This window comes from Aeromonas sp. ASNIH5 (genome assembly GCF_002902865.1).
Classification (GTDB): Bacteria; Pseudomonadota; Gammaproteobacteria; order Enterobacterales; family Aeromonadaceae; genus Aeromonas; species Aeromonas caviae.
Genome location: NZ_CP026122.1, coordinates 1,750,501 through 1,775,565 on the forward strand (window position 1 = coordinate 1,750,501; position 25,065 = coordinate 1,775,565).

A 25,065-nucleotide genomic window follows, 5' to 3' on the forward strand; every position below is an offset into this window, starting at 1 on the left:
GGGGGTGATTCTACCCCCTTCCTCGGGTGGCTGGCTATTGCTTCAATTCTTTTTGTATCTGGGCGAATGACTTGGGCCAGGGTTGTCCCTTGAGCAAGGCAGGCGACAGCTTGCGAATGGCCGCCTTGGCCTGGGCACTGCTGGCGTAGTCTCCCTGCACCACTACATACCAGGGACTGCCACGGAAACGGGTCTTGTAAACCCACACCTTGCCCGCCAAGCCATGCTCGGCCACAAAGCTGTCTACCGCCTTGGTGTTGCTCGCCCCCATCAACTGGATGCTGTAGTGATTCTTCGGCTTCTTGTTGAGAGTCGCCACCGGCGTCAACGCCACCTTGGCCGCTGGGGCCGCGACCAGCGCTGTCTGCGCGCCACTGGCCGGTTGAGCCTCTGTCCGGGCCGGGACACTGTTCGGGGCCGGATTCTTGACCTGGGCCGTCGTTCCGGTCGGGACCGCACGGGAACCGCTCCCCACCAGCTCATCCACCACGGCCGTGGGCAAGGCGCCGCTGACGTTCGGCTGGTTCATCAATTTCTCGACCACTTCGTCGGAGATGACGACCCGGCGCCCCTCATAGTTGGTTGACTCCGTGGTGACCGTCTCGCTCTCGACCTTCTTGGGCAAGGGCTTGGCATCGGACTGCCAATCGCGGGCAACCTGATTCCCTGACGGGATGGCAGCGGCGCCACTGCTCGCCTGAGTACCCAAAGCCCCGCTCGCCGCACCGACGTTCACAGGATCGCTTGAGACGGGATCGGGCAACGCCATCCCCTGGGACGGAGCCTGGGCGGGGTCCTGGCCTGCACTGTCGAACAGGGGCAGATAGCTCAGGGCCAGCAACCCGCCCGCCACCAGGGCAAGCACGATCGCTATCTTCTTGACGGGCAACTCGGCCTGACGTTTCTTGGGCCTTCTGTCGGTCATGGTATCCTCCAGTAACTGCATGATGGCTGACGGATGTCCGCCCGCCCCATTCAGGATCTCTTCCACTTTCGGCTTGGGCAAGAGGGCTGTCGGGATCTTGAGCTCTTTGGCCTTCTCATACAAGAAGATACGTTGCTCAGGAGCGCTCAGTGGCACGACTTCCAGCTCGAGGGCTGGCATGGCTCGTCCCTTGAGGAGCGCCTTCTGGTTGCGACACCAGGCGTCATCACCCGAGAGCAGGATGGCCAGTTTATGAGGAGATGCCAGGGTATCGTTGTGACGACAGAGCGCCCACAACTCCCCCACTAGCTCGGCAGGCAAGGTATCGGCACGTTCGATGATGAGCAGCAGTCTGGCAGGCTTGTCACCCACCATGCGAAAGAAGCTGTCCGCCAGGGCATCCTGCGCGTTGAACAGGGGACGTGCCACCACCTGCTGCAACAGCAACTGGCGCACATCCGCCATCTTCATGGACGGGCTGCCGATGAGGCTGGCCACCCGCACCGCATCGGGCAGTTGGGCAAGCAACGACTCGCACAGTGTGCCACGGCCACTGCCTGGCTTGCCGGAGAGAAAAACAAAGGGGTGGTTGAACTCGATCAGGTGCAGCAGCCGGTCAACCAACTGCCGCTGAGAAGGCAGTTTGAGCAATTTATTAGTGGTCACGACCAGACTCGATCACCGCCATCAATTGCTCGTCTGTCACATCGGCCACGACCTGGGCCTGTCCGATCCCGATCGGCAGCACCAGCCTCAGTTTGCCTTCCAGCACCTTCTTGTCACGGCGCATATGGCGAATGAAGGCGGCAAAATCCATATCGTACGGTGCCTTGACCGGCAAATCGGCGGCCAACAGCAGATCGCGGACTCGTGCCACCTCTTGCGCCGTCATGTCGCCACGGGCCAGGGCCGTCTCGGCCGCCAGCATGGTTCCCGCCGCCACGGCTTCACCGTGCAGCCAGTTGCCATAACCCTTCTCCGCCTCGATGGCATGGCCGAAGGTATGTCCCAGGTTCAGCAAGGCGCGCACGCCGTGCTCGGTCTCGTCCTGACCGACCACATCGGCCTTGATCTCGCAGCAGCGGCGAATGGCATAGGAGAGTGCATCACCGTCGAGGCGCTGCAGGCGGGTCATGTTGGTTTCAAGCCAGGAGAAGAAGGCGGCATCCCAGATGATGCCGTATTTGATCACCTCGGCCATGCCGGCGGCAAATTCCCGGGCAGGCAGGGTCTTGAGGCAGTCGGTATCGATGATCACATGCTTGGGCTGATAGAAGGCACCCACCATGTTCTTGCCGAGGGGATGGTTGACGGCGGTCTTGCCGCCGACGGAAGAGTCAACCTGGGAGAGCAGCGTGGTAGGCACCTGAATAAACGGAATGCCTCGCTGGTAGCTTGCCGCAGCAAAGCCGACAACATCGCCTATCACACCGCCCCCCAGAGCGATCAGAGTGGTATCACGACCATGGCTGGTTTCCAGCAGAGCAGACATGATCCGCTCGAAGGTCGCCAGGGTTTTGTAGGCCTCGCCATCGGGCAGGATCAGGTGTTCCACCTGAAAACCGGACAGCAACTGAATGATCTGTTCAAGATACAGGGGCGCGACCACGGTATTGGTCACTATCATGACCCGCTTGCCCTTGATCGTCTGCGCCAGTACCTCGGGGCGTTGCAGCAGACCGGCAGCTATCTCTATCGGGTAGCTGCGTTCACCCAGTTCGACCTTCAACCTTTCCATGGACGTCCTCTAATGAATTACATACCAATCAACTTGACGATTTGATTAGCGACAACTTTGGCACTCTGGTCATCCGTCTGGATGACAAAATCGGCAACCTCTTCGTACAGGGCGTTGCGCTCTTGCGCAAGACGCTCAAGCACTTCACGGGGCGGCTCTTCGGTTTGCAGCAAGGGACGACGCTTGTCTCTCTGGGTTCGCGCCAATTGCTTTTCAATGGTGGTTTCGAGGTAGACCACGATGCCGCGTGCGGAGAGTTTGTTGCGGGTTTCACGGCTCTTGATGGCACCGCCACCCGTTGCCAGCACGATACCCTGCTGTTCGGCGAGCTCACCGATCACCTTCTCTTCGCGGATCCGGAAGCCTTCTTCGCCTTCAACATCGAACACCCAGCCGATATCGGCACCACTGCGGCGCTCAATCTCATGATCTGAGTCGAAAAACTCCATGTGCAGTTGTTCTGCCAGATGTCTACCTATGGTGCTCTTGCCCGCACCCATGGGACCTATCAGGAAAATATTGCGTTTCTCAGCCATGTCTTTTCGTTAGTAATTACAAACTGTATGGCCCCGGTAAACACTCGACCGGGGTACCTATGAACCTTATCTTGCGTTGGATCAGGAGGGGGATTATCTCAGTAGAAACCAGGACTGGCAACCGCAGCCCTTACGCCCCAGCCTCATCGGGGCGTAAGGTTATATGTGTTTTACTCTCACAAGTAAAGTTTTCAGAGGGCGTCGGTCACTATCCTCGGGGTCACGAAGATCAGCAGTTCACGCTTCTTGTTTTCACTGGTGGTTTTCTTGAACAGATAGCCCAACCCGGGGATATCCCCCAGCAGCGGCACCTTGCTGACATCGCTCTTGATGGTCTGTTGATAGATGCCGCCAAGCACCAGAGTTTCACCGTTGTTGACCAACACCTGGGTGGTGATGGACTGGGCGTTGATGGACACCGCATCCCCGGTTCCGGTCGGCACGGTTTCACCCTTGGTATCCTGAGTCACGGTCAAGTCCAGGATCACCCTGTTGTCCGGGGTGATCTGCGGTGTGACCTTGAGGCTCAGCACCGCCTTCTTGAAGGTGACCGAGGTCGCCCCGCTCGAAGAGGACTCCACATAGGGGATCTCGGTCCCCTGCTCGATCAGGGCCGGCTTCTGGTTGGCCGTGGTGACACGCGGACTGGCGATGATCTCGGCCTTGCTCTCCTTTTCCAGCGCCGAGAGCTCAAGATCCAAAAGGGTGCCATTGGCAAGACGGGCAACCTGGAACGCCAGGGTGCCGGCCGCGTTGGTCACCGGCAGGTTGACGTTGAGTCTGTCTTCTACGTTGGGGCGAGTGATGGTGGAACTGCCATCATTGTTTCCGGCGCCATCATTACCCTCTATGGTGCCCGAGGTGCCGTTGCCATGACCGTCTGTCTTGGTCACACCCCAGCGCACCCCCAGTGCCTCATCGAAACCATCATCAATGGTCACCATGCGCGCCTCGATCACCACCTGCTTGACCGGGATATCGAGGATATCCAGCATCCGCTTGACGTTGCTGATGACATCCGCCGTGTCCTTGACCACCAGCACGTTGGTACGTTCATCCACGCTGACCGCCCCTCTGGGGGAGAGCAGCTTGGTACTCTCGGAGGAGAGCAGGGCCGCCACTTCCGATGCCTTGGCATAGTTGATCTGCAGATACTCGGTGTAGAGGGGTGCGAGATCCGCCACCTGGTTGCGGCTCTCCATCTGCTGTTTCTCGCGAGCGGCAATCTCGTCCGCCGGCGCCACCAGCAGGATGTTGTTGTCCAGCCGTTTGTCCAGCCCTCTGACCTTGAGGATGATGTCCAGCGCCTGCTCCCAGGGCACGCCATCGAGACGCAGCGTGATGTTGCCGGAGACCGAGTCCGTGGTCACCAGGTTCAGATTGTTGAAATCGGCGATGATCTGCAACACGGTACGAACAGGAATATCCTGGAAGTTCAATGAGATGGGCTTGCCTTGGTACTGCTTCGCCGCCGTGGTGGCCACCCGTTTTTTCACCTCGATGATGAACATCTTGTCGGCCTGATCATAACGGTAGTCAAACTGGCCGTTCACCGAGAGCTCGAACAGGGTGTCATTGCCCTGGCGGAACACCTCCACCTGGGAGACCGGGGTAGCAAAGTCCTGCACATTGATGAGGTTGAGCTGATCATCAGGCACCCGGGTACCGTGGAACTTGGCCAGCACTTTCTGACCACGGCTGCTGACATCCACCGCCGCCGAACTGTTGTCCAGCGTCACGAGGAATTCCCCCTGCCCCTCCTTGCCACGGCGAAAATCCACGCCCTTGACCGAGTTGAAGTAGGCGCCACCCATGTTTGCCTGAGACACGGACAACACCGGCTTGCCGGGGGCAACGGGCGAAGGAGCCACAGTAGGTGTGGAAGCCATGCCCGGCTGAGCCTGATACTGGGACTGGTTCTGGGCAACCCGCTGGGTGTCAATCAATGCAGACTGAGTCACCGGCTGGCTTCTGACGAGCGCAGACTGGCTGGCTGCAACAGGCGCCGCCGAGGAAGCGACCGGCTGCCCGGCCTTGTCTCCCAGCGCCACCAGCAATTTATTGCCCTGCTGATGGACCTGATAGGGGGTGAGCTGATCGAGGGCGATCTTGATGTCGAGCCCCTGCCCCTTCCCCTCCACCAGGAGGTTGTTCACCCCTTGCTGCTTGATGGGCAGGGGATTGACCGTCAGGGCACCGATGGCCCCGGGTACGTGCAGCAGAAGCTGATTGGGTTCATAGGTCAACCTGTCCGTAAAACCGCTGACCGGTTCGCTGAAGCTGAGCTCCAGCAGGAGTTGATCGGCCAGCAGGGGATTCACCTTGACCTCCTGCAACGCGGGTACTGCCCACACCTGAGTGCATCCGCCCAGCCACAGCAGCGCCACACCGGTCATCCTTCTTATTGTTGTTCTCATCTCTGCTCATCCCTGATCATAGTTTTGCGTCGAGATTGGCCATGGCCAGCTGGGTTTCTCGGGTGACCCAGCATCCTTTGCCATCCGGTACCGTCTCCATCAAGTCAACATGCGTGTTCGTTATCTTGATGACCCTGCCCTGATCCAGCCCCATGTGCTGGTTGAGCCCGACGCGCACGGCTTGCCCGTCCGGGGTTTTGATCAATGCCCACAACTGCCCCTGCTTGCCGATGGAGCCTTTCATGCTCAGGCTGGCAAGCGAGTAGCGTTCCAGCACCTCCTTTTCCCGATTGGCCACTATCTGGGCACAGTCCGGCTTGGCCTTGGCATCCAGCCTGGAACTGGTTTCCGGCTGGGGTGCAATGAACGGACTACGCTGATCGCTGCGTTGATAGACCATGGGCGAGAAGGGCTTTATCTCCGGCAAAGATTCGATCGGTACCGGCTTTCTGGCCTTGGTCTGTTTGACATACTCATCCATGTCCTCCTGTCCCCCACAGGCCGTCAACAGCAGCGCCGACAAGAGAAGTACGCCCGCTCTCATGCTCATGGCTTTTTCTCCACGGTTTTGCCGTTGTACTTGTAGGTCTTGGCCTGCATGGACATACCGATCAGCTCACCCCCCTTCCCCTGGCTGAGCTGGAAAGAATCCAGGATCACGATGCGGGGCAAAGCAGCCATGTCCGCCGTGAACTTGCCAAGTTCGTGATAGGTGCCCACGACCTCGATGCGCATGGGCAGCTCGGTGGAGAACTCGTGTTTCACCTCTGGCTCCCAGTTGATCCTGTTCAATGTCAAACCGTTGTCGGTGGCAATGAAGCTGATGTCATCCAGCAAACCGGCGACTTCGTGGGTGTTGGGCAGCTGTTTGAGCTGGGTGTCGACCAGATGTTCCAGTTGGACCATCTGCTTTCTGTATGCTTCCAGGTTCGCGGCCAGCATGGCCTTGCTCTCGAATTGTCCCTTGAGCTCAGTCTCTTTTGCGGCTTCCCGACCCAGGGCCGCCAGGGAATTGGCAATCACGTAGTAATAGAGTGCCCCGCCAAGCAGAGCACAGCAGAAGAAGACGAAGATGCCCTTGGCGATCGGCGGCCAGCGGGCAATGTCATTGAGATCCAGGTCGTTGAGTTGTTGCAGGTTCATTTTTGCCCCTTAGCCACGTTGGGTAGCGCCGTGGCAATCTGGAACATCATGGAGAACTGGCTCAGGGCGATGGGGGCCACCTCGGCCGTGAAGATGGTGCTGAGCTGGGATTGTGTCAGCCAGCCGGAACCGTCGATTCGGCGCATCATGCTGGCAACCCTGCCATAGGCTTCGGTCTTTCCCTTCACATCTATCTTGTTGTTTTGCAAGGCAAGGCTATCAAGATACACCCCATTGGGGACCAGCACCGGCAGCTGATTGAACAGACGGACAGGGATGTTGCGGCGCATCTGCAACTGCTCGATGAGTTGCATGCGGTCAATCAACTCCTTGCGCCGCTCCTTGAGAAGCCTGATCTCCCCAAGCTGGGTGTCCAGGGTTGCCATCTCCTGCTGCAGCCGCTGATTGCGCTGCTGCTGGTAACCGATCTGCTGCTGCACCAGCCAGTCTGCGGCAAAGGCGATGGCTGCCGTCCCCGCCAGGAACAGACCGAACAGGATGCCGAATTGTTTCTTCTGACGCTGCGCCCGAGCCTGCCGCCAGGGCAGAAGGTTTATATTTGACATGGTGTGAAGCTCCTCAGTGCCAGCCCGAGCGCCGTCATGTACTTGGCTCCATGAGTCAGCCCCCCCTCTCCCTGCGGCTTGCCAAAGAGTGCAAAGGGATCGGGATGCAGCACCTCGCAGTTGAGCTCGCTGCCGATTTGTCCGGCCAGCCCCGGCAGCAAGCTCCCCCCTCCGGTCAGCACCAGCCTGGAGAGCTCCTTGTTCCCTGAGGAGCTGCAAAACAGCTGCACGTTGCGCCGTATCTGCAACACCAGGGTGCTGAGGTGAGGCAACAGGACATCCACCTCATGATCCGCAGGCAAGGAGCCCTGGAGCTTGGCCAGTTCCGCCTCTTCCATACTCATGCTGTAAAAAGAGGCCAATGCCTGGCTGTATTGATCACCACCAAAATTCTGCAACCGGGAATAGATGACCTGGCCCCGTAACAGGGCGGCGAAAGTCAGGGCGCTGGCACCGATGTCGACGATGCCAACCGGTTTCTCCGAGGTTTGCAGGTCGGGCAGGCAAGCCAGCACGGCGCGTCCGAGCGCATGGGCCCCCACATCCACCACCATGGTCGTCATGCCTGCCTCCGTCAGGGCACTGACCCGGCCACTGACGCTCTCGGTCCGCGCGGCACTGAGCAGGACCTCCTGACGCCCGTTGTCGCCCGCCATGCCGAGGATTTCAAAATCCAGGCTCACTTCGTCGAGGGGAAAGGGGATGAGCTGCTCTGCCTCCAGGTGAACCTGGTTCTCCAGCTCGTTCTCGTTGATGTTGGTATCGACCTGAATGATCTTGGTGATGACGTTGGAACCGGTCACGGCCGTGGCCACGTTCTGGCAATCCCCCTGCACGAGCCGCTTGAGCGACTTGAGAGACTGACTGACCCGTTCAATGTCCTGAAGTTGATAGTCGACCAGCGTTCCTCTTGGCATGGGGATCTCGGCAACCGAACCGAGGTGCACCTTGCCGGGACGTCCGCTAATGGTGACGGCCTTGATGGTTTGACTGCCAAAATCAATGCCCGCCATGGAGACGAGGGATCCCTTACTTAATAGCCCAAACATATACACATCCATGCGTTATTGGGTTTTCGGACTTATTGTAGGACAGCGCGTCATGATGTGACGGCTTAACTCAATATAATGCTCTATCTATCAATGTCATAAAGTTTGTGTCAAAAGTTGACGCCCCTCTCCTTTCGGCCTTGATTGCCGCCCCCTTGGTAATTGTGCCCTGGAGTGCTACCCTCCCGCCTCTTCTCGGGGTCGCCTGTTTGCGGACAGGAAAACCTCGAATCCGCGAGGGTAAAAAGGCTATACTCTGCGCCCGTTGGCTAATTTTAAGACGATTGGTAGTTCTTCCATGCTGAAATGGCTCGTTCGCCTGTTTATTGTCATGATGCTGGGTGCTGTGCTGGGCGTTGCCAGCCTCATCGGCATCTACTTCTACATCAAGCCCCAGTTGCCGGACGTCAGCGCCCTGCGCGATGTCAAACTGGCTACCCCCATGAAGGTCTACAGCCGGGACGGGGAATTGATCTCCCAGTTTGGCGAAATTCGTCGCATCCCCCTGCGGCTGGACGAAATTCCCCAGTCCATGATCGATGCCGTACTCGCCACCGAAGATGCCCGCTTCTATGAGCACCCGGGCATAGACCCCATTGGCATCATCCGTGCCGCCACCGTCTGGGCCGTCTCCGGCCAGGCGCGTCAGGGCGCCAGTACCATTACCCAGCAGGTGGCCCGCAACTTCTTCCTGAGCAACGAGAAGACTCTTGTACGCAAGATCAAGGAAGTATTCCTCGCCTGGCGCATCGAGCAGAACCTCTCCAAGGACGAGATCCTCACCCTCTATCTCAACAAGATCCCCCTCGGCTACCGGGCATTCGGGGTCGGCGCGGCCGCCCAGGTCTACTTCGGCAAGGAGGTCAAGGATCTGACCCTGGACGAGATCGCCATCATCGCGGGTCTCCCCAAGGCCCCCTCCATGCTGAACCCGATCCGCTCCCCGGAGCGCGCCTTCGCTCGCCGCAACGTGGTACTGGGTCGCATGCTGGAAACCGGCAAGATCACCCAGGCCCAGTATGACGAAGCCTCCAAGATGCCGGTCAAGGCCCGTTTTCACGGTGCCGAAACTACGCTGAACGCCCCTTATCTGAGCGAGATGGTACGCCAGAAGATGGTGGAGCAGTTTGGTGAAGATGCCTACACCATGGGGCTGCACGTCTACACCACCGTCACCGCCAAGCGTCAGCGCGCCGCCCATCAAGCGCTGCTGGACGGTGTCTTCGACTACGACACCCGCCACGGCTACCGTGGCCCGACCGCCTTGCTGTGGAAAGCCGGTGAAACGGCCTGGGACTACGAGCAGATCATGGCCCATCTGGCCAAGCAGCCGACCTATCAGCCCCTGATGGCCGCCGTGGTCACCCAGCTCGGCGACAAGAGCGCCACCCTGGTGCTCAAGAATGGCAAACAGGCCGAACTGGGCTGGAATGGCATCAAGTGGGCGCGCGCCTTCATCACCGACGATCGCCAGGGTTTTGCCCCGAAATCGGCGCGGGATGTACTCAAAGTCGGCACCCAAATCTGGGTCAGGGAGAAAGGGGAAGAGTTGCTGCTCTCCCAGATCCCCGACGTCAACGCCGCCCTGGTGGCCATGAACCCGCAAGACGGCGCCATCGAGGCCCTGGTCGGCGGCTTCAGCTTCGAGCTCTCCAAGTTCAACCGGGTCGATCAGGCCCGTCGTCAGGTCGGCTCCAACATCAAGCCTTTCCTCTATGCCACCGCGCTGGAGCAGGGCTATACCCTGGCGTCCCTCATCAACGATGCACCGATCAACCAGTGGGATCCTGCCAAGGGCCCCATGTGGCAGCCCAAGAACTCGCCCGCCATCTATGAAGGGCCGACCACCTTGCGCCTCGGCCTTGCCAAGTCCAAGAACGTGATGTCGGTCCGCCTGATGCGCGCCATCGGGCTGGATACCTATATCGACGGCCTGACCCGCTTCGGCTTCGCCCGTGATCACATTTCCGCCAACGAATCCCTGGCGCTGGGTGCGGCGGAGTTTACCCCGCTGGAAGTGGTGCGCGGCTACTCGGTGCTGGCCAATGGCGGCTTCCAGGTCACCCCCTACTTCATCACCGAAGTGACCGACAGCTTCGGCACCCCCCTCTTCGAGGCCAACCCGGCCGCCGCCTGCCGCGACTGCGGCGTGCTGGCCGCCGCCGGTCTCGACAGCGCGGATGCCTATGCCAATACCACGGCAGACTGGAAGGCCCAGTGCCCCATCGATCCTGTCGTGCCCAACAACATGGCACCGCAGACCATCAGTGCCCAGAGCGCCTTCCTCATCACCGACACCCTGACCACCGCCATCTGGGGTGGCAATGGCTGGCGTGGTACCGGCTGGCGGGCAGCCCGTGACCTCAAGCGTCACGACATCTCGGGCAAGACGGGGACCACCAACGAATCCCGGGATGCCTGGTTCTCCGGCTATACCCCGAATCTGGTGGCCACCTCCTGGATCGGTTTTGACAACCACCAGCGCGGTCTGGGCCGGGCCGAGTTTGGCGGCGGTGCCGCCCAGCCCATCTGGATTGACTTCATGAAGACGGCTCTGCACCAGGTGCCCGAACGCAAGATGCCGGTCCCCGAAGGGATCATGCAGGTCCGCATCGATCGTGAAACCGGTCTGCTGACCAATCGCGCCGATGGCAGTACCACGGAGGAGTTCTTCAAAGAGGGCACAGAGCCCACCCGCTACGCGAGCCAGATCTCCGATGGCAACCAGGTGTATGGCGGTGACGATGCGACCACAGACGGCCCCGTCTCCACCGACGACATCTTCTAGGTCCCCCTGGAAACAACAAAAACCGGCGACCAGGCGCCGGTTTTTGTTTCGGGATGACGAGCGGGCTGCGTCAGCCCAGCAGGGCTTTCATCAGACTCGAGATGCGGGCCGCCAGCTCATTGAAGCAGGGGCGGCGCACCGAGTAGTGACGATAGAGCAGGGAGATGGTGCGCCCCGGCACGGGGTTGATTACCGGGCGATAGCTGACGCCCCCCTCCTCCGGGTTGGCGGGCACGGCGAGCCTGGGCACCAGCGTCATGCCGCTGCCAGCGGCGACCATGTTGCGCAAGGTCTCCAGACTGGTGCCCTTGAAGCGCTGATCCTCACCGATGCCTGCGGCAAAACAGAAACCCATCGCCTGATCCCGCAGGCAGTGACCGTCGGCCAGCATCAGCAATTTCTTGCCCTTGAGATTGTGCAGGGGCACCGCCTTGGCGCTCGCCTCCGGGTGATGCTGAGGCACGGCCAGCCACATGGGCTCCTGATAGAGGGGGATGGCGCCAAACCCCTCCATCCCTTCCAGCTCCGCCAGCACGAGGCAATCCAGCTCCCCCTCCTCCAGCCGCTTGAGCAGCACCTGGGTCTGATCTTCGTAGAGGTAGAACTCCAGCTTGGGGAAGTGTTCACGCAGATCCTGGATGATGTGGGGCAGCAGGTAGGGGCCCACGGTGGGAATAAAACCGATGTGGATCTCCCCGGACATGGGCTCGGCGAAGTGCTGGCCTATGCTCTTGAGCTCTCGCGCCTCTTTGAGCACCTTGCGCGCCTGACGGGCCATGGCATCGCCGGCGGGCGTGAACAGCACCTTGCGGGAGGTGCGCTCGATGAGGATCACTCCCAGTTCATCTTCCAGCTTGCGCAGCTGGCCACTCAGGGTCGGCTGGCTGACAAAGCAGCGCTCCGCTGCCTTGCGAAAGTGTTTCTCCTCTTCCAGCGCTACCAGATATTCGAGATCGCGAAGGTTCATAGGTACTGCATCCTGCCGTTCAATGAGGCCGATAGCATGCACAAGAACGGTGCGGGGGACAAGGGAGGCGCGCAGACGGGTCTGCCCTCTCCCTCTCCTTTGACAAGCCGCAGGCGATGGGCGAGAGACTCACCCCATCAGGGAGGTGATGTGATCCGCGAACGCCGCTGGCTCTCCCAGATAGGAGGAGACAGGCAGCGCAACGACGCGCTCCCCTTGCATCAATCCCAGGGTCGGGAACCCCTGCCCGCCGAGCCGGCGCAGCCACGCCTGGCTTGTGGCCAGATGGCCCACAAGATCGACCCGACCAAAGGCCAGGGCGAATGCTTCCGGTGTCAGCCCCTGCTCCCGCGCGAGCGCCGCCAGCCGTGTCGGGGAACCGACCCATTCCCCATCCCGGTAGTGGGTTTCCTGGATGCGGTGCAACAAGGCAAGGCCGTCGCCGCCAAGCTCGCTCACCGCCAGAACGGCGCGTATGGGCGGCTCGGAGTCGAGGAGCAGTGACTCGTTGAGCAGAAGCTCGTTGAAGTAGCGCTCACCAAAGCGCTGTCCGGTGAGGGCATGGATGCGCTCGTCATGGGGGCGCACATAGTCCCGCAGGGGCTGTCCCATGGCCTGGCGCCTGGCGCCCATCCAGAGGCCCCCCCCATGCAGTTCGATGCGAAGGCCCGGGATCTCGGCAGCGGCTTTCAGCAGGGGGGCGGCGCCATAGCACCAGCCACAGAGGGGGTCATAGACATAATGGAGGGTTGTTTGCGCTTCGTTCATCATCATTCTCGCTTCAATGCTGGATAAAAAACCGGGCCCTCGGGCCCGGAAAAAAACACAGGGATGTAGGCGTCAGGGAGTTACCACTTCATCTCGCCGGTATTGACCTTGGCACCGATGGCCAGGCCATCGTCGACCGGCAGGGAGGGGTAAGCCTTCTTCAGCGCTTCAATCAACTGGCCGGAGTGCTTGGTCTTGGCCAGCTCCTGCTCAAAACGCTGCACGTAGTCACGGGTGAAGGTCACGGCTTCGGTACCCTTGGGCGCAGTTCCCAGGAAGTGACCCGGCACCACACGCTCGGGTTTCAGGGCCAGCAGGTTGTTCAGCGCCTTGACCCAGTTGCTGCGAGCGGCCTTGGACTGGCTGTCCGCCATCCAGACATGCACGCCGCTGTAGACCGGCACACCACCAAAGGCCGTCTTGATGGAAGGGGCCCAGAGGTAGGCATTCGGGGTGTTCATCTCTTTGATGTCAATCTTCTCGCCATCCAGCGTCAGGTGGCTGGCCGTCATCACTTGCGGCACGGTCAGGCTCTTGGGTGCATCCTTGCCCAGGATCGGGCCCCAGTAGCTCAGCTTGGCATCCTTGGTCTGCTTGATATGGTCGACCACATGCTGGTCGGCCAACACCTTGACATCCGGGAACGCCGCCATGACGGGTTCCAGACCGAAGTAGAAGTCGGGGTCACCGGCACTGATATAGACAGTGGTCAGCTTCTTGCCGCTCTTCTTGATCATGTCCACCAGCGCCTGACCATGTTGCACGTCGAACTGGGCATCGATCAGGATGGCCTCTTTGTCACCGGTTACCAGTGAGGAGGAGACGGGGAAGATCGCCTTCTCGCCGGGGTTGTAGACGGTCACGGTCAGGGGGGCCGCCAGGGCGGAACCCGTCATCAGGAGGCTGGTCAGGGTCAGGGTACGCAGTGTGTTGTTCATCAGATAACGCTCATCGGTGTGGATTAATGGAATGAGCGCAGTTTATTGCATCACCATCGATACAAATACCGCATAATGGGCGCATCACTGTTGCACAAATCGAGCATATAGGGGCACAAGATGGATAGGCTGACCGCATTGCGGGTCTTAGTCTGCGTGGTGGAACAGGGCAGCCTGAGCGGCGCCGGGGAGAAACTGGAGATGTCCCGCGCCATGGTGTCGCGCTACCTTGCCGAGCTGGAACGCTGGATGGGGGCCAGATTGCTGCACCGCACCACCCGCCGGCTGAGCCTGACCGGGCCGGGAGAAGAGGCGCTGAACCGGGCCAGAGCCATGCTGGCCCTGGGGGAAGAGATGGAACACCTGGCCATCCGCCATGACGAGGCCCCCAAGGGGCAACTGCGCATCACCTGCAGCTACTCTCTCTCCGAAGCCCTGCTGGTCGGGGCGGCGAACGACTACCTGGCCCGTTACCCCGGCACGGCGATCGACATCCTGCTGCTGGACCGGACGGTCAATCTGGTGGAGGAGCGAATCGATCTCGCCCTGCGCATCACCAACGACCTCGATCCCAACCTGGTGGCCCGCAGGCTCGGCACCTGCCACTCAGTGGTGTGCGCCAGCCCCGCCTACCTGGCCCGCCATGCTCCGCCGCAGCAGGTGCAGGATCTGGCACTGCACAACTGCCTCACCTACACCTATTTCGGCAAGAGCCTGTGGGAGTTTCTGGGGCCCGATGGTCCCGAATCCGTCCCGGTGAGTGGCAACCTCAGCGCCAACATCTCCAACCTGCTGCTGGCCGCCACCCTGGACGGGGCGGGGATCAGCCTGCAACCCGCCTACTCGGTTCAGCCCCATCTGGCAAGCGGCGCCCTGGTCCCCCTGCTCACCCCGTGGCAGCCCAAGCGCCTCGGCGTCTATGCCGTTTATGGCACCCGCAAACAGATGTCCCCCCTGCTGCGCAGCTTCCTCGACTTTCTCGTGGAGCGGATGGCGGACGATCCCCTGTGGCAGGAAGCCCCTCCCTCTCTCTGATCCCTGCGAGCCGCACAAAAAAGGGGCCTCGCGGCCCCTCTTTGCTCCATCCTGTGCCCGGTCAGGCTTCGAAACCGAATGCCTTGACCGGGGTCTCTCCCTCCTCGGCCTCCTGATCCTCCAGATAGATGTCGTGATAGGCGGCATAGATGGAGTAGTTGATGGCAGGCAGCACCACCAGCAGGCCCACCAGCATCAGGAGTGCGCCAAAGAAGATCAGCACGGCCCCGAGCAGCCCCCACCAGAGGAAGGGCCACATGTTGCGCAGACATCCCTTGAAGCTGAGCCTGGCTGCCTGCCAGACCCCGACCTGATGGAAGAGGATAAGGGCGGGGGCGAAGGTGATGGCCATCAGCACGGGAACGAACAGTGCCAATCCCACCAGGGCGCAGACGAGGAAGCCCTGTGCCTGCTCCGGGGTCAGCGCCAGGGAGCCCGGATCCGCGGACAACAGGCCGGTGAGTCCCCACTGGTGCAGCAGGAATACGCAGATCATCAGGATCCCCATGATGAGGCCGAGCACCATCAGGCCCCCCAGCATCAAGGGGGTCAACCGATGGCGGAAACCGGCAAAGAAGTCGCCAAATTGCAGCGCCTCGCCTTGGTGACCCCGCCGCGCCACCGCCACCCAGCCAGCCCCCCACACCATATAGAGCAACTGGGAGATCAAGCCCCCCGCTGGCAGCTGATCCAACACGATGCCCACCACAAACCAGAGCACTATCATGGCCACGCTGGCACCCATCCCCTTGTTGAAGATGTCGAATCCGGTACGGATCCAGATCCAGCCCTGTCCTATGCCATGGCGTTTGGGTTCGTGGCGCAGGGCCCTGTCACTGTTCATCATTGACCTCGTCGAAAAATAGGGGCGAAGCGGCGTCTCCTCAGGACACGCTCACCGTGACCATGATGGGGCCGGTGCGTACTACCTGGCCCGGCAACCGGGTCGGGGAGAGCCTCATCTTGCAGTCGGTGACCTGGGTCGCCGCCGAGTAGGGTACCGCGATGGCGGTATCGAATGGAATAGGGGTCAGGGCCCCTGTCCGGCCATGCCCACCCCGACCCCGACCAGGCTGGTGGTGATGAAACGGTTGTCGCTCGCGAGCGCCCCCAAGATGCGGTAGCGCAGCGGCCCCCTGCTCAGGCTGGCAAGGTCGAAGGGAAAGCGGATCCCCGCAACCAGAGCATTCACCTCGCTGCAATGGCGTGTCCGTTGCGTCCTTCTGGGCCGCAGCCGATGAGTTTATCGGCCACGGTTGACGGACAGCACCGCCAGAATGTGGCATCATCTCCCCCCTCTTGCTTTCCCCCTGATCCGATGGAGCCATCATGCGCCGCCTCTTCTTTCTTCTCCTGCTGCTCGGCAGCCCTGCGCTTCACGCCGAACCGGGGTTTATCAGCCGCCTGCTCAACCACCCGGTGCCGGGGGGCGTGGCCGTGGTACCACTGGGAAGCGGGGCCAAGGCACCCGCAGTGCGCTATCAGGACAAGCCTGTGCTGGTGGTACAGGAAGACGGGAAGACGTGGATCGCCATCGTCGGCATCCCGCTCAAGAGCGCACCCGGCCCCCATCAGGTGACCACCAGCGATGGCCGCACCTTGAGTTTCACGGTCGGCACCAAGCACTACCGTGAGCAGCACATCAAGCTCAAGAACAGCCGCCAGGTCAATCCGCTGGCCGAAGACATGACCCGCATCAACCGGGAGCTTGCCGAACAGACCCGCGCCTACCAGACCTTCAGCCCGGCTCAGCCGAGCAACCTGCTGTTTGACAAGCCGGTCCAGGGCCCGCTCTCCAGTCCCTTCGGGCTGCGCCGCTTCTTCAACGGCGAGGAGCGCAACCCCCACTCCGGCCTCGACTTCGCGGTCGGAGCCGGCACTCCCATCAAGGCACCAGCCGCTGGCAAGGTCATCCTCATCGGCAACTACTTCTTCAACGGCAATACGGTGTTCGTCGACCACGGCCAGGGCCTCATCAGCATGTTCTGTCACATGTCGAAGGTGGACGTGAAACTGGGCCAGAGCCTGCCCCGCGGCGGCATCGTCGGCCGGGTCGGCTCCACCGGCCGCGCCACCGGTCCCCACATGCACTGGAACGTCAGCCTCAACGATGCCCGCGTCGACCCCGCCATCTTTATCGGCGCCTTCAAGCCCTGAGGCCGGCGACCTGCCGCCCACAGGCAGGGGCACTCAAAATGAAAAAGGCAGCCGAGGCTGCCTTTTTCATGGACGCATGACCACATCTCAGGCAGCGCTGTGCTGGCGCCCCTCCCTGTTCATCGCCCGCCACATCACCAGGACCAGCAGAGTGCTGCAAGTGGGCAGCGCCAGCCAGACACCGGCCACTCCCCACAGGGAGGAGAAGCCCCACAGGAAACCGCCGATCAGCACCAGCTTGCCGCCGGTGAGCAGGGAAGCGATGCGGGCCCGGTTGATGGCCTGGAAGTAGGTGGCCCCCACCAGCAGCAAGCCTTCCATGGGCAGCCCCCAGAAGTAGAGCCAGATACCGAGGGTCGCCACCGGCAACAGGGCAGCATTGTCCCCCGCAAACAGATAAACCACTGCCTCTGGCCACAGATACAGTGGGATCATCCCGCACAGTGCCACCGCCATGGTCACTCCCAATGCCAGGTTGCGCACCCGCAGCACTCGCGACCAGTTGCCCGCCCCGGCATTGAAGCTGGCGATGGGCTGGATGCCCATGGCGATCCCCTCGAAGATGAGATAGAAGAAGGCCTCGCTGTAGCTGATGACCCCATAGGCGGCAACGTGCAGCGAAGTGCCCACCGAGAGCAGCGCCTTGTTGTGCAGCGCCAGCACCACCGAGAGGTAGAGGTACATCAGAAAACTCGACACCCCGAGTCGCAATGTCTCCCCCATCAGCCGCCAGTCGGGCACCAGGGTATCCCAGCGAATGCGCAACTGGCTGCGGGGGGTAAAGAAGTGCCACAGGCACAGGCCTCCGGTGACCGCCTGGGAGAGCATGGTCGCGATGGCGGCCCCCGCCAGCCCCCAGGGGATCACCGCCATCAGCAGGTAGTCGAGCAGCACGTTGAGCACGCCGCCCCCCACCAGGATCCAGGTGGTGAGGCCGGGTCGCCCGTCGTTGCGCAGCAGGGCGGTAAAGGCCATGGAGAGCACCGCGAACACCCCGAGCCAGGCGTACCACTGCAGATAGGCGAAGCCTGCGTCGAAGATGACCCCCTGCGCCCCCATCCAGACAAGCATGGCCTTGCCGTAACGAATGCCAATGAAGGCGAGCAGCGCGGAAGCGATGAGCACCATCACCAGGGCATTGCCGACGATGTGGCGCGCCCTGGCCTGCTCCCCCTTGCCTAGATAGAAGGAGGCCAGCGACGAGGATCCCATGCCGATCAGGGCACCCACCGCGTAGAGCACGGCGCAGATGGGGTACGCCAGCATCATGCCGGCCAGCCCGTCCTGGCCCAGGATATGGCCGACGAAGATGCCGTCTATGGTGACATAGATGCCGGTGACCAGCATGGCGGCCACCGTGGGGGTGACGTAACGCAAGAAGAGGCGGGAAAGGGGGGCCGTGCCCAGATCGACGGAGGACATAAATTGCTCAATGAAGGGGAACGGCCAGAATAATAGCCAAACAAGACCCGGATCACCCGTTATTTGTGCCGTGGATCATTCATCTTGAGGGCTTTACCCGCCCCGGCCCCTGCTTTAGGCTAGGGCGACTTCTCCTGAACGGAAACGTGCGCCATGTTGCAACGCCTGCTCTGTCTGATGCTCTGTCTCAGCCTGTTCCCCTTCTCCGCTGTCCAGGCTGATGATGCCATCACTCAGGTAGAGGAGCTGCTGCAAAGCATCCCCAAGACGGATACCCCGGAAAACCAGCAACTGCGGGAGAGCTACCAGCAGGCGCTGCAATATGCCCGGGATGCCCAGCGCTACCGGGAACAGGGCAAGGCCTACCAGCAGATCCTCATCGACTACCCCAAGGAGTCCGCCCGTCTCAAGGAGGGGCTGCACAACTATCAGCCCCAGTCCCGCCCGTCCCTCTCCTCCCTCAAGGAGGATGCCCTGCGCCAGGCCATCAGCCTGAGCAGCAACCGCCAGCTCAACCTGCGCAAGGAGCGTCAGGCGGTGACCGACAGCCTCAACCAGCTTGAGAGCACGGGCCAGGAATATCACCTGCGGGTCGACGAGTTGCGCAAGCAGTTGCTCCAGACCCGCTCCCTGCTCGATCGCCTGAGCTTCAGCAACGAGTCGGACAGGTTGCAGGAGGCCCAGCAACTGGCCACCCGACTCAAAGAGCAGAGCCTCTCCGACCGGATCCAGATGCTGGAGCTGGAGCAGCTCTCCGCCCAGCAGCGCAACGATCTGGGCAAGCTCAAGCTGCAGGAGCTCAACCTCGCCATCACCGACGAGGATGAGTGGCAGACCAGTCTGCTTGCCCAGCAGAACCAGCTGCGCCGGGACAAGACCGAGCAGGCCCTGGCCGAGAGTGAACGCCTGCGCCGCCAGCTCACCTCTGACCTCCCCCTCTTGCAGGAGCAACAGCAGCAAAACCAGGCCCTCTCCCTCCAACTGGGGGCCCTCGAGGACCAGATTGAACGGGTGCAGGACGAGCAACGGGGGGTGGACACCTCCCTCTCCGGGCTCAACGAGCTGGTCAATTCGGTGCGCGAACAGCTGGAGTGGTTGCAGATAAGCAACGCCTACGGCGAGAACCTGCGCAGCAAGCTGGCCGATCTGCCAGCCTACTTCCCGCTGGAGCGGCTGGAGTCAGCCATCGTCAAGGCGCGCATGGCCAAATACCAGTACGAGACCGAGCAGGATGCCCTGAAGGATCCGGTCCAGCTGCGCAACAGCCTGCTCAGTGGAGACGGCATCACCCTGGACAGGGCCCAGCGCGCCGTGCTGGACAACCTGCTCAAGGCGAGGCGGCAACTGCTTACCCGGCTCAACGATGCCTCCGATACCCTCATTCAGGAGCAGACCCGCCTCAAGCTGCTCTACAGCCGTCAGAACAGCAAGATCGACGAGATCCGCGAACTCAGCGCCAGCCATCTGTTCTGGATGCCGGACGTGCGCCCCCTGAGCCCGGCGGTGCTGCTCGGCGTCCCGGCCGCCCTCGGCCTTGCCTTCAACCCGGCCAACTGGCTGCAACTGCCCAGGGCCATCGCCGAGAACAACCCCCTGAGCCTGACCCTGGCTGGCCTCGGGCTGCTGGGGCTGGCCTGGTGCTGGCTGAAACTGGCCCGCCACCTCATTCAATACAGCCAGTACATTGCCCCGCGCATCGGCAAGGTAACCCAGGACAAGTTCAGCCTCACCAGCCGGTTGCTGGTGCGCTCCGTGCTCGCCGCCCTGCCGCTGCCCGCCATGGTGCTCATGGTGCACGGCCTGCTGGACGGCGCCTGGCAATATCCCTTCGCGGTGGCGGTGGCCCGGGGCCTGGGTGAAATCTGGTTCCTGCTGCTGGCCCTGCTGGTGGCGCGCCACCTCACTCTGGAGAAGGGGATCCTCATCCTCCACTTCCGCTGGCAGAAGGAGCGGGTGCAGCGAGTATGGGGACAATTTCGTACCCTGCTGCTGGTGCTGATCCCGAGCTTCTTCGTACAGGGCATGGCGAGCAGCTATCAGGAACACGCCTTCTACGACTCCCTGGGACGCCTCGCCTTCATCATTGGGGCCCTCTGGCTGCTGCTCTTCTTTGCCCGCCTCAACCGGGAAAAACTGCCCCTCACCTGGGGTCAGGCAGACATGACCAAGCCCCATCTGCTGCACCACTTCATCTGGAACAGCCTGATGCTGGCCCCGCTGCTGGCGGTGCTGGGCGCCCTGTTCGGCTACTTCTACACCTCCCGCACCCTGCTGCGCCAGCTGGAGCTGAGCCTGCTGGCGGGGCTCGGCTGCCTGCTCGTCTACTATCTGGCCCACCGCTGGATGCTGATCCAGCGCCGCCGACTCGCCTTCGATCGCGCCAAGCAGAAGCGGGCCGAGATCCTGGCGCAGCGGGAGCGGGAAGAGGACGATCTCAGCTCCGAGATCCCCGATGTGGTGGAGGAGCCCGAGCTGGATCTGGATACCATCAGCGCCCAGTCCCTCGGCCTGGTGCGCACCCTGCTGATGCTGGGCTTCACCATGCTGGTGGTGGTGCAATGGTCGGATCTCAACTCGGCATTCAGCTTCCTCAGCAGCATCGAGGTGTGGCAGGTGAGCAGCAAGGTGGCCGGCATCGAGCAGCTCTCCGCCATCACCCTGCAGGATCTGATGCTGACCGTCTTCGCCTTCATCCTGACGGTGGTCACCGCCCGCAACCTTCCAGGGTTGATGGAGCTCACCCTGCTCCAGCACCTGAGCCTCTCCCCAGGCACCGGCTTCGCCCTCACCACGGTGAGCAAGTACCTGGTACTGCTGATTGGCGCCCTCACCGGCTTCTCCATGCTCGGCATCGACTGGTCCAAGACCCAGTGGCTGGTGGCAGCACTCTCCGTGGGGCTGGGCTTCGGGTTGCAGGAGATCTTCGCCAACTTCGTCTCCGGCCTCATCATCCTGTTCGAAAAACCGATCCGCCTGGGTGACACCGTCACCATCCGGGATCTCACCGGCACCGTCACCAAGATCAAAACCCGCGCCACCACCATAGTGGACTGGGACAGGAAAGAGATCATCGTCCCCAACAAGGCCTTCATCACCGAGCAGTTCATCAACTGGTCCCTGTCCGATGCCATCACCCGGGTCCGCTTGCGCATTCGCATCGGCCTGACCCAGAATCCCAAGCAGGTACAGCAACTGCTGGAGCAGAGCGTGCGCGAGTCCACCCTGGTGCTGGATACGCCCGCCCCGGAGGTGTTCCTCATCGAGTTCACCGACTCGGCCCTCATCTACGAGATCCGGCTCTACGTCAACAACATGGATCACCGGATGCCCATTACGCACGAGGTACATTCTCTGATCCTGGAGAAACTCGGCCAGGTCGGCATGCATCTGCCACATCAGCAGATCGACATCCGGATGAGCCGGGGATGAAGCCCCCAAAGACGACAACAGGAGCCATCATGCAGATCATTGCCCATCGCGGTGCCAGCGGCCTGGCCCCGGAGAATACCCTCAAGGCGATGAGCCTGGCGCTGGATCTGGGTGCCAAAGCCATCGAGCTGGACGTGCAGTGGGCCGACGGAGAGCTCTGGGTCTTCCACGACCGGCGACTGGAGCGCTGCACCAACGGCCAGGGTGTGCTGACCGGGCAATCCCGGGAGTACCTGGCGAGCCTGGATGCGGGGGACGAGGAGCGGATCCCGACCCTGTGGCAGGTGATGGCACTGGTGGCGGGGCGCTGCGAACTGCACATCGAGCTAAAGGGCGCCCACACCGCCGAGCCGGTGGCCGCCCTGACCAGGCGGGCCGAGGCCGAGCTTGGCTTTACCCAGGCGCACTGGATCGTTTCCTCCTTTCATCATCCCGAGCTGTTACGCTTCAAGGGACTACGACCGGAAATCAGGATCGGCGCCCTCACGGCCAGCCTGCCCCTCGACGGCGCCGCCTTCGCCGAAACGCTGGGGGCCTGGTCACTGAACTGCGACGTGGATTTCGTCGACGAGACCCTGGTGGCGGATGCCCATCGCCGGGGGCTCAAGATCCTGGTCTATACAGTCGACGAAGTGAGTGATGGGAGCGCCCTCGCCAGCATGGGTGTCGATGGCATCTTCACCAACCGACCAGATCGATTCAGCTGAGTATCGGCGCGGCCTGGCAGGCCACAAGGAGGTGAAAAGAATTGAAAAAATGCGGTGCACCGGGATACATAAAGTCCATAGCCAGCCGATACAGAGTTGGCTCATAACAATAACAAACACCATGGATCTCTGACTGACGCTCACAAGGATGTAAACATGAACCTATCCATCAAGAACAAGCTGGTCCTCTCCATCGGGGCCATCATTCTGGTCATCACCGGCCTGCAGGTCTGGTACAACACCTCCCAGTTGCGCAGTGAAACCCAGCGGCTGATCTGGAGCTTCATCGACGACAGCTCGGTCGCCAACGTCAAGGGGATCTCCCGCTGGCTCGACGCCCGCATCAATCTCGTCACCGCCACCAAGGAAGCCTTCGCCAAGGAAGACGAGCCCCTCAGCCACCTGGCCCAGTCCATGAATGCGGGCAACTTCGATCTCGTCTACGTGGGCACCAAGGATGGCCGGATGATCCAGAGCAAGCCGACCGATCTGCCGGCCGGCTATGATCCGCGCCAGCGCCCCTGGTACAAGGACGCCATGGCCGCCGGCAAGCTCGCCATCACGGCCCCCTATGCCGACATCACCACCGGCCAGCTCATCATCACCATCGCCGAGCCCTTCAGTCGTGGCAACACCGACGGCGTCATCGCCGGTGACGTCTCCATCGACGGTCTGGTGAAAGACGTACTCGCCATGAACTCGGAAGGCACCTATGCCATTCTGGTGGACAGCAACGGCACCATCATCGCCCACCCGGACAAGGATCTGACCCTCAAACCCGCCACCGCCATCTCCCCGGAGCTGACGGCAGCCAAGGTCAACGAGCTGGCCCATGACAACACCATCTCCGAGATGGATATCAGCGGCAAGGCAAGCGTATTCGACCTCACCGAGATCCCCAACACCAACTGGTATTTCGGCATCGTGGTGGACGAAGCGGTCGCCTACCAGTCCGTCTCCCGCATGGTCACCTCCGCCCTCCTCCAGGGATTGCTGACCATCCTCATCGTGGCAGGCTTCTCCTATGTCGCCATCAACGGCTCCCTGGCACCGCTGAAAACCCTGGGCGAGGCAATTGCCGATCTCTCCCGCGGCAACGGCGATCTCACCCGTCGCATCAAGATCGAGCGTGAAGACGAGGTCGGTACCGTCGCCAAGCACGTCAACACCTTCATCGAGCGCATCCACGTCATGGTGCAGGACATCTCCAACTCCTCCACCCAGCTCAACCAGCAGGCCAGGTCTTCCCACGACATGGCGGAGAAATCCAACCAGGGGCTGGCCCGCCAGCAAAACGAGATCTCCCAGATTGCGACCGCAGTGCACGAGATGTCCGCCACCGCCGTCGAAGTGGCCAGCAACGCCGAGCAGACCGCGGAAGCGGCCCGCAGCTCCTCCAGCAGTTGCGAGCACGGCAAGCAGGTGATTGCCCGCAACCAGCGCTCCATCACGGATCTGGCCACCCAGGTCAAGCAGGCCTCCGGCATCATTCAGGAACTGGAGAAGAACGCCCAGGAGATCAACACCATCCTCTCCACCATCCAGGGCATCGCCGAGCAGACCAACCTGCTGGCGCTCAACGCCGCCATCGAGGCCGCCCGGGCTGGCGAGCAGGGGCGCGGCTTTGCCGTGGTGGCCGACGAGGTGCGGGTGCTTTCCCAGCGCACCCACAGCTCCACCGTCGAGATCCGCAGCATGATCGAGACCCTGCAGCGCAACACCCAGGGCGCCGTCAGTACCATGCACGAGGGTCAGTTGCTGGCCCAGAACAGCGTGGAAGATGCCAACGATGCGACCCAGGCGCTGGAGCAGATCACCACCTCCATCAACCAGATCTCCGACATGGCGACCCAGATCTCCAGCGCCGCCGAGGAACAGCGTGCCGTCACCGACGAGGTGAGCCGCAACATCCAGGCGGTCAAGGATGTCTCGGACGAGCTGGCAGTGGATGCGGACAGCTCCCGCAATCTGTCGGCCCAGCTTAAAAATATTTCAGGTGAATTGAATAATCAGGTCGGCATGTTCCGCATCTGATCGACCATGGGAAGAAAGGGGCCGTTCAGGCCCCTTTTTTTTATAAACCCTTTTTGTTTCAACGGTTATAATCCCCTTTCGAGACTCTAAACCCTGTGATCGACATCTCCTTTTGCCCATGTGTGGGAGACGGGCCCAGTCTGTCATGGCTATATTCGCATTACTTTTTTGATGCCTAATCTCGATATGTCATCGTGATAATAGTTATCATTAAACTGTTTTGATAAAAAACTTAAAAACTTTATGGGTAATACCCAAAAAGAGAGGCATTTCTCATTTTTTTGAAAGAAAACTACGTATAATCTTGGAGTTAAAATCACCAGAGTAGCGAGTACGGCTGATCCAGATCACTGATGGATGGCGATAATGACGGCATTTTCATCCAAGGAATGGGGTGGTTGTAATAAAAATCACCGTTGCCAAGCACTAAAACAAAGCAGTTTGAC

The 25,065-nt window shown here is 61.2% G+C and carries 20 protein-coding genes; 6 read left to right on the forward strand and 14 right to left on the reverse strand.

What is annotated here, in order from left to right; all coding sequences use genetic code 11:
* Positions 1-34: 34 nt before the first annotated feature.
* The 8 genes from C2U30_RS07895 to tapM all read right to left on the reverse strand — a co-directional run bounded on the left by C2U30_RS07895 (position 35) and on the right by tapM (position 8,374).
* Positions 35-1,591, reverse strand: coding sequence for an SPOR domain-containing protein (locus C2U30_RS07895; RefSeq protein WP_103243574.1), 1,557 nt, complete (start codon positions 1,589-1,591; stop codon positions 35-37).
* On the reverse strand, positions 1,581-2,663 hold the full coding sequence (gene aroB / locus C2U30_RS07900) for a 3-dehydroquinate synthase (RefSeq protein WP_103243575.1): 1,083 nt from the start codon (positions 2,661-2,663) through the stop codon (positions 1,581-1,583). Before aroB ends, C2U30_RS07895 begins: the two co-directional genes overlap by 11 nt.
* 17 nt (positions 2,664-2,680) lie before the next feature.
* Positions 2,681-3,199, reverse strand: a complete 519-nt coding sequence (aroK, locus tag C2U30_RS07905; protein ID WP_010673824.1) for a shikimate kinase AroK — start codon at positions 3,197-3,199, stop codon at positions 2,681-2,683.
* A 191-nt stretch (positions 3,200-3,390) separates the two neighbouring features.
* Positions 3,391-5,616: a type IV pilus secretin PilQ gene (locus tag C2U30_RS07910; protein WP_103243576.1), complete on the reverse strand. Its 2,226-nt coding sequence runs from the start codon at positions 5,614-5,616 to the stop codon at positions 3,391-3,393.
* Between the two features lie 16 nt (positions 5,617-5,632).
* The gene (locus C2U30_RS07915; RefSeq protein ID WP_029314119.1) at positions 5,633-6,160 is read right to left on the reverse strand and encodes a pilus assembly protein PilP; all 528 of its coding nucleotides are present in this window, start codon (positions 6,158-6,160) and stop codon (positions 5,633-5,635) included.
* 2 nt (positions 6,161-6,162) lie between these two features.
* On the reverse strand, positions 6,163-6,759 hold the full coding sequence (tapO, locus tag C2U30_RS07920) for a PilO family type IV pilus biogenesis protein TapO (protein WP_041212566.1): 597 nt from the start codon (positions 6,757-6,759) through the stop codon (positions 6,163-6,165).
* The gene (gene tapN, locus C2U30_RS07925; RefSeq protein WP_039039579.1) at positions 6,756-7,325 is read right to left on the reverse strand and encodes a PilN family type IV pilus biogenesis protein TapN; all 570 of its coding nucleotides are present in this window, start codon (positions 7,323-7,325) and stop codon (positions 6,756-6,758) included. Before tapN ends, tapO begins: the two co-directional genes overlap by 4 nt.
* The gene (tapM, locus tag C2U30_RS07930; protein ID WP_275059120.1) at positions 7,313-8,374 is read right to left on the reverse strand and encodes a PilM family type IVa pilus assembly protein TapM; all 1,062 of its coding nucleotides are present in this window, start codon (positions 8,372-8,374) and stop codon (positions 7,313-7,315) included. The genes tapN and tapM overlap by 13 nt, the downstream gene beginning before the upstream one ends.
* A 298-nt stretch (positions 8,375-8,672) precedes the next feature.
* Here tapM and C2U30_RS07935 point away from each other — a divergent pair, with 298 nt between their 5' ends.
* Positions 8,673-11,162, forward strand: a complete 2,490-nt coding sequence (locus tag C2U30_RS07935; protein ID WP_103243578.1) for a penicillin-binding protein 1A — start codon at positions 8,673-8,675, stop codon at positions 11,160-11,162.
* 70 nt (positions 11,163-11,232) lie between these two features.
* Here C2U30_RS07935 and oxyR read toward each other — a convergent pair whose 3' ends face one another.
* The 3 genes from oxyR to C2U30_RS07950 form a co-directional block, all read right to left on the reverse strand.
* Complete coding sequence (oxyR, locus tag C2U30_RS07940; protein WP_010673817.1) at positions 11,233-12,129, reverse strand: DNA-binding transcriptional regulator OxyR; 897 nt, start codon at positions 12,127-12,129, stop codon at positions 11,233-11,235.
* A gap of 129 nt (positions 12,130-12,258) precedes the next feature.
* The gene (locus tag C2U30_RS07945; RefSeq protein WP_043155970.1) at positions 12,259-12,903 is read right to left on the reverse strand and encodes a DsbA family protein; all 645 of its coding nucleotides are present in this window, start codon (positions 12,901-12,903) and stop codon (positions 12,259-12,261) included.
* Positions 12,904-12,977: 74 nt separating this feature from the next.
* Positions 12,978-13,835, reverse strand: coding sequence for a Vmh family MBL fold metallo-hydrolase (locus C2U30_RS07950; RefSeq protein WP_103243579.1), 858 nt, complete (start codon positions 13,833-13,835; stop codon positions 12,978-12,980).
* A 120-nt stretch (positions 13,836-13,955) separates the two neighbouring features.
* Between C2U30_RS07950 and C2U30_RS07955 the strand changes: the two genes are divergently transcribed.
* On the forward strand, positions 13,956-14,870 hold the full coding sequence (locus C2U30_RS07955) for a LysR family transcriptional regulator (RefSeq protein ID WP_103243580.1): 915 nt from the start codon (positions 13,956-13,958) through the stop codon (positions 14,868-14,870).
* Between the two features lie 61 nt (positions 14,871-14,931).
* On the opposite strand, the gene C2U30_RS07960 is transcribed toward C2U30_RS07955, so the two are convergent.
* Positions 14,932-15,714 (reverse strand): BPSS1780 family membrane protein, encoded by a 783-nt coding sequence (locus C2U30_RS07960; protein ID WP_048208643.1) that lies wholly within the window; start codon positions 15,712-15,714, stop codon positions 14,932-14,934.
* Between the two features lie 186 nt (positions 15,715-15,900).
* On the reverse strand, positions 15,901-16,062 hold the full coding sequence (locus C2U30_RS22775; RefSeq protein WP_180911452.1) for a hypothetical protein: 162 nt from the start codon (positions 16,060-16,062) through the stop codon (positions 15,901-15,903).
* A 137-nt stretch (positions 16,063-16,199) separates the two neighbouring features.
* Between C2U30_RS22775 and C2U30_RS07970 the strand changes: the two genes are divergently transcribed.
* Positions 16,200-17,027 carry a M23 family metallopeptidase gene (locus C2U30_RS07970; protein ID WP_049636548.1) on the forward strand — a complete coding sequence of 276 codons (828 nt, stop codon included), beginning with the start codon at positions 16,200-16,202 and terminating at the stop codon, positions 17,025-17,027.
* A gap of 87 nt (positions 17,028-17,114) precedes the next feature.
* Here the strand turns inward: C2U30_RS07970 and C2U30_RS07975 are convergent, their stop codons facing one another.
* Positions 17,115-18,449 carry an MATE family efflux transporter gene (locus C2U30_RS07975; RefSeq protein WP_052814495.1) on the reverse strand — a complete coding sequence of 445 codons (1,335 nt, stop codon included), beginning with the start codon at positions 18,447-18,449 and terminating at the stop codon, positions 17,115-17,117.
* A 153-nt stretch (positions 18,450-18,602) separates the two neighbouring features.
* Here C2U30_RS07975 and mscM point away from each other — a divergent pair, with 153 nt between their 5' ends.
* The 3 genes from mscM (at position 18,603) to C2U30_RS07990 (ending at position 24,619) form a co-directional block, all read left to right on the forward strand.
* Complete coding sequence (gene mscM / locus C2U30_RS07980) at positions 18,603-21,878, forward strand: miniconductance mechanosensitive channel MscM (protein ID WP_045525588.1); 3,276 nt, start codon at positions 18,603-18,605, stop codon at positions 21,876-21,878.
* A gap of 29 nt (positions 21,879-21,907) precedes the next feature.
* Entirely contained in the window at positions 21,908-22,585 is a 678-nt protein-coding gene (locus C2U30_RS07985; protein ID WP_042014533.1) for a glycerophosphodiester phosphodiesterase, read from the forward strand.
* 156 nt (positions 22,586-22,741) lie between these two features.
* Entirely contained in the window at positions 22,742-24,619 is a 1,878-nt protein-coding gene (locus tag C2U30_RS07990; RefSeq protein WP_043156361.1) for a methyl-accepting chemotaxis protein, read from the forward strand.
* Positions 24,620-25,065: the final 446 nt, after the last annotated feature.

Bases quoted from the DNA above. Each gene is read 5' to 3' on its own strand.
- aroB (WP_103243575.1), bottom strand. From the start codon at position 2,663: ATGGAAAGGTTGAAGGTCGAACTGGGTGAACGCAGCTACCCGATAGAG.
- aroK (WP_010673824.1), bottom strand. From the start codon at position 3,199: ATGGCTGAGAAACGCAATATTTTCCTGATAGGTCCCATGGGTGCGGGC.
- C2U30_RS07910 (WP_103243576.1), bottom strand. From the start codon at position 5,616: ATGAGAACAACAATAAGAAGGATGACCGGTGTGGCGCTGCTGTGGCTG.
- C2U30_RS07915 (WP_029314119.1), bottom strand. From the start codon at position 6,160: ATGAGAGCGGGCGTACTTCTCTTGTCGGCGCTGCTGTTGACGGCCTGT.
- tapO (WP_041212566.1), bottom strand. From the start codon at position 6,759: ATGAACCTGCAACAACTCAACGACCTGGATCTCAATGACATTGCCCGC.
- tapN (WP_039039579.1), bottom strand. From the start codon at position 7,325: ATGTCAAATATAAACCTTCTGCCCTGGCGGCAGGCTCGGGCGCAGCGT.
- tapM (WP_275059120.1), bottom strand. From the start codon at position 8,374: ATGTTTGGGCTATTAAGTAAGGGATCCCTCGTCTCCATGGCGGGCATT.
- C2U30_RS07935 (WP_103243578.1), top strand. From the start codon at position 8,673: ATGCTGAAATGGCTCGTTCGCCTGTTTATTGTCATGATGCTGGGTGCT.
- oxyR (WP_010673817.1), bottom strand. From the start codon at position 12,129: ATGAACCTTCGCGATCTCGAATATCTGGTAGCGCTGGAAGAGGAGAAA.
- C2U30_RS07945 (WP_043155970.1), bottom strand. From the start codon at position 12,903: ATGATGATGAACGAAGCGCAAACAACCCTCCATTATGTCTATGACCCC.
- C2U30_RS07950 (WP_103243579.1), bottom strand. From the start codon at position 13,835: ATGAACAACACACTGCGTACCCTGACCCTGACCAGCCTCCTGATGACG.
- C2U30_RS07955 (WP_103243580.1), top strand. From the start codon at position 13,956: ATGGATAGGCTGACCGCATTGCGGGTCTTAGTCTGCGTGGTGGAACAG.
- C2U30_RS07960 (WP_048208643.1), bottom strand. From the start codon at position 15,714: ATGAACAGTGACAGGGCCCTGCGCCACGAACCCAAACGCCATGGCATA.
- C2U30_RS07970 (WP_049636548.1), top strand. From the start codon at position 16,200: ATGCGCCGCCTCTTCTTTCTTCTCCTGCTGCTCGGCAGCCCTGCGCTT.
- C2U30_RS07975 (WP_052814495.1), bottom strand. From the start codon at position 18,449: ATGTCCTCCGTCGATCTGGGCACGGCCCCCCTTTCCCGCCTCTTCTTG.
- mscM (WP_045525588.1), top strand. From the start codon at position 18,603: ATGTTGCAACGCCTGCTCTGTCTGATGCTCTGTCTCAGCCTGTTCCCC.
- C2U30_RS07985 (WP_042014533.1), top strand. From the start codon at position 21,908: ATGCAGATCATTGCCCATCGCGGTGCCAGCGGCCTGGCCCCGGAGAAT.
- C2U30_RS07990 (WP_043156361.1), top strand. From the start codon at position 22,742: ATGAACCTATCCATCAAGAACAAGCTGGTCCTCTCCATCGGGGCCATC.